Source organism: Hwangdonia seohaensis (assembly GCF_031932625.1).
Taxonomy (GTDB): domain Bacteria; phylum Bacteroidota; class Bacteroidia; order Flavobacteriales; family Flavobacteriaceae; genus Hwangdonia; species Hwangdonia seohaensis.
In genome coordinates this window covers 54,893-61,030 of record NZ_JAVSCK010000004.1, presented here as the reverse complement: position 1 = coordinate 61,030, position 6,138 = coordinate 54,893, and the positions used below count along the sequence as shown (strand labels likewise).

Genomic DNA, 6,138 nt, shown 5'->3' with positions numbered 1-6,138 from the left:
TATTTGGACATTATTTATGGTTTCGTTTGCACCGAGCAATTGGTATTCTTCCTGCCAAACTTTTACCACTTTGTTAATGGCATCAACACCCATATCGGCCAAACTTTTAGAGTGGTCTGGACTAAAGCATATCACTTTACAAATTCCCGTTTCGCTTTCGGCTTTAAACAATCCGTTATTTAAAGCAAACGTTTTGGAGTTGGATTGTAGTGCAGCAAAATCGTTTGTAAATACAAAAACATCTTTATAATCTGGATTTACTTCGCCGTTAATCCTCGTGTTTCCGGCGCATAAATAACAGTTAGGGTCGTGTGTTGGGCGCACCTCGTTTGAGACCGATTCGTTTTGTCCTTGCCACGGTCGTTTGGCGCGATGCGGAGACACCAACACCCATTCGCCCGTTAATATATTGAATCTTTTATGCGAGTAATCTTGTAAATCTGTATTCATTTTTAGTGGATATAATTAAGTACTACTTTACTAAATGGGTGCCGTTTGATAATTTCACAAAATACACCGAGCAATCTTTACCAAATTTATTTTTGTAAGCTTTAGATGCTGCATCGGTAAAAGCCTTTGCTTCGGATTTGGCAACCAAATTAATGGTGCAACCTCCAAAACCGCCACCCATCATTCTGGCTCCTAAAACATGTTTATTCTTCTTGGCTTGTTCAACAAGAAAATCCAATTCATCACAACTCACTTTATATTGATTTGATAAGCCTTCATGCGATTGATAGATTAAAGCTCCCAATGTTTCAAGGTCGTTATCTTCAATAGCTTTAGCCGCTTTTATGGTTCTTTTATTTTCCTGAATAACGTATAACGCTTTTTGATAATTTTCTGGCGTCACTTTATCTTTAATTTTTTCCAAATCGGCTTCGGTAGCATCACGAAGTGCTTTTATTCCTAGTAATTCAGAAATATTTTCGCAAGCAGCTCGCCTATCGTTATATGCGCTATCAGACAAACTATGCTTTACATTCGTGTTTATTAGCATAAGTTGATGATCCTTGAAATTAATTTCGAATGGTTTAGATTCAACCGTTCTGCAATCTAAGTGCAACGCGTTGTTTTCTATCCCAAACATGCTGGCGTATTGGTCCATAATCCCACATTTAACACCCACGTAATTGTGCTCTGCTTTTTGTGAAATTAAAATCATATCGTGCTTTGTCAACCCTAAATCAAATAGTTCGTTCAGCCCAAAAACCACACTATTTTCCAGAGCTGCTGAAGATGACATACCGGCACCTCCAGGAATATCGCCCTTAAAAACGATATTAAAATTGCCTACAACTATATTCTTTTTTTGAATTTCGGCAACTACACCAAGCACATAATTTTCCCAACTGCCCTCGGGTGATGGTTTTAATTTATCCAAGTGAAATTCAACCGTACTATCCAAATCCAAGGCTATTGCCGTACAATGCCCGGAATCGCTTTTTTGAATAGCTGCGGCAATACCTTTATCTACTGCGGCAGGAAAAACAAAACCTTCGTTATAATCGGTGTGCTCGCCAATTAGGTTAATTCGCCCAGGAGAAAAAACAAGCAAAGGGTTTTGGTTAAAGGTTTCAATATATGTTGTCTTTACGGCGTTAATTAATTCAGCATTCATTTTTTATGTGTTAAGTTATTATATCATTTTTAAACGCCATTCTATGTGATAAGACGCGTTGGATTTTAAAACTTTAAGCCCGATTTGGTTATTAAAACTATCCGACACACCTGTTGTTGGCTCTATGGCAATAATGTTTTCTTTTGGCGGTGTATAAACCTGTAAAAAATTATTTTCTTCAGAAGATTCAATCACAAATTGATATGTTGGCGTGTTGAATTTAACGGTATCATCATCTAAAATCCAACAATCGTCCAGTTTTTTATCTTTAATATTAAAAGTTTTAATGGCTTCGATGTTTTCAACACCCATGGTTATATTGCGTTCTCCCAACTTTAATTTTTGATGGCTTGAAAATTCTAAATTACTGGCGTATAAATTTTCACTTAAAAAATAAGGATGCCAGCCCAAAGTAAAGGGAAACGACGCTGTACTTGTGTTTTTAATCGAAACCAATAAATTCATGGTGTCTTTAGTAAAAACATACTCCAATTGTATGGTATAGGTAAACGGAAATCCTTTGGACAATGCATTTTCCTCATATTCCAATTTAACCGAAATGGAATCGTTGCCGCCTTTGTGCGCTATAATTTTAAAGGCTTTGTTGTAAACCAAACCGTGTAACGCATTGTTTTCAGATTTATTATTGGTGTCTAGCTGATAACGGGTTTTATTAAAAATATAAGCGCCATCTTTAATCCGATTTGCAAACGGAAATAGAATAGCACTCGCATAAGTTTCGGCATAAACCAAAGGGTTTAAGTCTACTATGATCGATTTGCCGTCAAGCATTAATTCTTGCAAACTTGCGCCATCATTCAAATGTATTTTGGCATAAAACGAATCATCGGAATTTTTTAATTCCAACACATTGGTTTCATTATGGTGTTTAATACTGTACACTATGATTTATGTTTTAATGGTTATAACGAGTTTCTTAAAATAAGGTTATTCGGGTTTACAATTTTACCCACTTCTTTATTGCGTATCATACTTGCCAATTGTTTTCCCATGGCATTAAAATCGGTGGATATGGTTGTTATACCATCAGCAACAATTTCTTTGAGCAAGGTATCATTATACGAAATAACGCCCACATCCTGAGCCAATATCAAATTGTTGTTTTTAAATGATTTTATAATTCGAAGCAAGTTTTTATCATCCGGAATAACATAAAGTTCACCAGGTTTCGGGGTGTTGTTTTTAAGTGAATCAACAACCGAATAGTTAATATGATAGGTTTCACAAAATAACTTAAACCCTTTAAGCATACCTTGCGGCTGCTTATCTTCAGGGAAAAGCAAAATTAGTTTTTTATATTTTTCAATAAGATGCAATGCCTTTTTTAAGCCATTAAAAATATCTTTTTCAAAATTTTGGTAAATGGCAGAATAGGGTTTTAAATCATCATGTAATTGATCTAAAATATAAACCTTGTCCTGTGGCAGATTTTGAATAACCGCATTTGTATTGTTCAAATTGGCCGGCATAATAACATAGTAATTATAGGCTCCAATATTGTCGTGAATCAGTTTACTAAAAATAGTCGTATTAAAATGATGGAAAAAAATATCTACCTGGATGTTCTCCCCCAAATCTTCTAAAAACGAATTGTACAAATCTTCTTTAAACGAGTTTAACTCATCGAAAAGCAAAAACACTTTCTGATTCACATTGATATCCTCACTGGAAACGTAGTATCCTTTACCGACAACAGATTGAACAATTCCTCTGTTTTTCAGTTCGTTAAAAGCCGTTAAAACCGTGTCTCTAGAAAGCGAATGCGCATCTTTAACCTTATTAATCGATGGCAACTGATCGCCTTTTTTAAGCACACCGGATGTAATGGCCTCTTCAATGGAGTATACAATTTGCTTGTATTTTGGTATGCCTATTTTATCTTGAATTGAAATCATATCGAGTACAAAGGTAGCATTTTAAATCATAAAAACCTACTAGACCCTACTAGTTGTTTTTTATTTATTTAAAACTATAAGTCTTTAAAAATAAATATCTATATTTGATGCTTTAATACTAACTAAACTAACTATTACATTATGACAGCAGGATTTGGTACTTGGGACTATGTGGTCTTTATTTCATACGCCATTTTAATTTTGGGCGTAGGATTATGGGTTTCTAGAGACAAAAAAGGACATCAAAAAAACGCCGAAGATTATTTTTTGGCCAGCAAATCCCTGCCATGGTGGGCTATTGGAGCATCATTAATTGCAGCTAATATTTCAGCTGAACAATTTATAGGCATGTCGGGTTCTGGTTTTGCATCAGGGCTTGCCATAGCATCTTACGAGTGGATGGCTGCCATTACCCTTATAATTGTCGGTAAATATTTCTTGCCTATTTTTATTGAAAAAGGGCTTTATACCATTCCGGAATTTGTTGAGAAACGTTATTCTACCAACCTTAAAACCATTCTCGCTGTATTTTGGATTGCACTTTATGTATTTGTGAATTTAACCACCGTTTTATATTTAGGCTCCTTAGCCTTAAACACCATTTTAGGAATACCATTAATTTACGGTGTTATAGGATTAGCATTATTTGCTGCAGCCTATTCGCTTTACGGAGGTTTATCTGCCGTGGCTTGGACCGATGTAATACAAGTTATCTTTTTGGTACTGGGAGGTTTGGTAACCACTTATTTAGCGCTAAACACCGTTTCGGGTGGCGAAGGATTTATTTCGGGATTAACCACTGTTTTTGAAGAAGTGCCTGAACGTTTTGAAATGATTCTTGACAAATCCAATCCGGAATACAAAAACCTACCGGGTATTGGCGTTCTTGTTGGTGGTATGTGGGTAGCCAACTTGTACTATTGGGGTTTCAACCAATATATCATTCAAAGAACATTAGCGGCGAAATCTTTAAAAGAAGCTCAAAAAGGAATTTTATTTGCCGCGGTATTAAAATTAATCATTCCTTTAATTGTAGTTATTCCTGGAATTGCTGCGTATGTAATGATTAATGACCCGGAAATTATGGCACGATTAGGTGATGTTGCCGCTAGAAACCTACCGTCATTGGAGCAAGCGGACAAAGCTTACCCTTGGTTATTGCAATTTTTGCCAACCGGCCTTAAAGGTCTAGCATTTGCTGCCCTAGCTGCTGCCATAGTATCTTCTTTAGCCTCGATGTTAAACTCTACATCTACCATCTTTACGATGGATATTTACAAACAATACATCAATAAGACCGCAAGCGATAAAGCTACCGTAAATACGGGAAGAATCTCTGCGTTTGTCGCTTTGGTGATCGCCTGTATAGTGGCACCTCTCTTAGGAAACCTAGACCAAGCATTCCAGTTTATACAAGAATACACCGGAATAGTGAGTCCAGGTATTTTAGCAGTGTTCTTATTAGGTTTATTTTGGAAGAAAACCACAAACAAAGCAGCTATTATTGGCGCATTGGCCTCAATTCCGATTGCGATGTACTTTAAAGTAGCGCCAAAAGGATGGTCAACATCTCCGTTCTTTGTGGATGTACCATTTATGGACCAAATGGGATTAACGTTACTTTTAACTATGTTGGTAATAGCGATATTTAGTTATGTACAGCACAAAGGCGCAGATGATGAAAAAGGTATACCAATTACGAAGCAACTGTTTAAAACCTCGCCATTGTTTAACATTGGGTCGTTTGCAGTAATGATAATTCTAACTGTTTTATACGCCTTATTCTGGTAAACGGTACAATTATAAAAAACCAAAAGCCCTGTAGTTTCATTATAGGGCTTTTTTTATTTGTAATCACCAAAGGGATTAATTACGCTTTTAGGTTTACTTTTTTTTATTAAGAATGAAGTGAAACTTTAAGTTTCCACGAACAGTATTCGCTGCGCGCATCCCTAAAAGCTCCGCTTTGAAAATAGAAAAAGGATAAATAAAACTATGAGTAAATTCAGTTTTATTTATCCTTTTTCTATTTATTCGTGACCGCGGAGGGATTCGAACCCCCAACCCTCAGAGCCGAAATCTGATATTCTATCCAGTTGAACTACGCAGCCAATTGTATTGTACTATTACGATAATTTTTGTCTTACTATATTAGAAATGGTTTTTCCATCGGCTTGTCCCGCCAACTCTTTGCTAACTATACCCATAACTTTCCCCATATCCTTCATGCCTTCTGCCCCTATTGAATCGATGGTCATTACCACCACTTTCTCTATTTCCTCATCGCTTAAAGCTTCCGGTAAAAACTGAGCAATAACATCGGCTTCGGCCAACTCGGGAGCAGCTAAATCTTCGCGCCCTTGTTCCAAATAAATCGCAGCACTGTCCCTACGCTGTTTTACTTGTTTTTGAAGTATTTTAACCTCTTGCTCCTCGGTTAATTCTGCCTTGGCACCACTTTCGGTTTGCGCCAATAAAATAGCAGATTTAACCGCGCGCAACGCAGTTAAAGCAGTTTGGTCTTTAGCTTTCATCGCTGCCTTTAAAGCCGACATAACATTGTGTTGTAAACTCATGGGTTTTTATTTGAAATGCGAAGAT

Annotated in this window: 6 protein-coding genes and 1 tRNA gene; 1 reads left to right on the top strand and 6 read right to left on the bottom strand. The window is 36.5% G+C overall.

The features are described from left to right. The 4 genes from galT to RNZ47_RS12930 form a co-directional block, all read right to left on the bottom strand. Positions 1-450, bottom strand: a 450-nt coding sequence (galT, locus tag RNZ47_RS12945) for a galactose-1-phosphate uridylyltransferase (protein WP_311940779.1), incomplete at its 3' end; no start/stop codon positions are given. A 22-nt stretch (positions 451-472) separates the two neighbouring features. Further along, positions 473-1,621, bottom strand: coding sequence for a galactokinase (gene galK, locus RNZ47_RS12940; RefSeq protein WP_311940776.1), 1,149 nt, complete (start codon positions 1,619-1,621; stop codon positions 473-475). 18 nt (positions 1,622-1,639) lie between these two features. Beyond that, on the bottom strand, positions 1,640-2,524 hold the full coding sequence (locus RNZ47_RS12935; RefSeq protein ID WP_311940773.1) for an aldose 1-epimerase: 885 nt from the start codon (positions 2,522-2,524) through the stop codon (positions 1,640-1,642). A 20-nt stretch (positions 2,525-2,544) separates the two neighbouring features. Continuing rightward, the gene (locus tag RNZ47_RS12930) at positions 2,545-3,537 is read right to left on the bottom strand and encodes a GntR family transcriptional regulator (RefSeq protein WP_311940770.1); all 993 of its coding nucleotides are present in this window, start codon (positions 3,535-3,537) and stop codon (positions 2,545-2,547) included. A gap of 141 nt (positions 3,538-3,678) precedes the next feature. Here RNZ47_RS12930 and RNZ47_RS12925 point away from each other — a divergent pair, with 141 nt between their 5' ends. Beyond that, on the top strand, positions 3,679-5,328 hold the full coding sequence (locus RNZ47_RS12925; protein WP_311940767.1) for a sodium/sugar symporter: 1,650 nt from the start codon (positions 3,679-3,681) through the stop codon (positions 5,326-5,328). A gap of 246 nt (positions 5,329-5,574) precedes the next feature. Here the strand turns inward: RNZ47_RS12925 and RNZ47_RS12920 are convergent. Both RNZ47_RS12920 and RNZ47_RS12915 read right to left on the bottom strand, forming a co-directional pair. After that, positions 5,575-5,648, bottom strand: a tRNA-Arg gene (locus RNZ47_RS12920). A 15-nt stretch (positions 5,649-5,663) separates the two neighbouring features. Next, positions 5,664-6,113 carry a GatB/YqeY domain-containing protein gene (locus RNZ47_RS12915; RefSeq protein ID WP_311940765.1) on the bottom strand — a complete coding sequence of 150 codons (450 nt, stop codon included), beginning with the start codon at positions 6,111-6,113 and terminating at the stop codon, positions 5,664-5,666. Between the last annotated feature and the right edge of the window lie 25 nt (positions 6,114-6,138).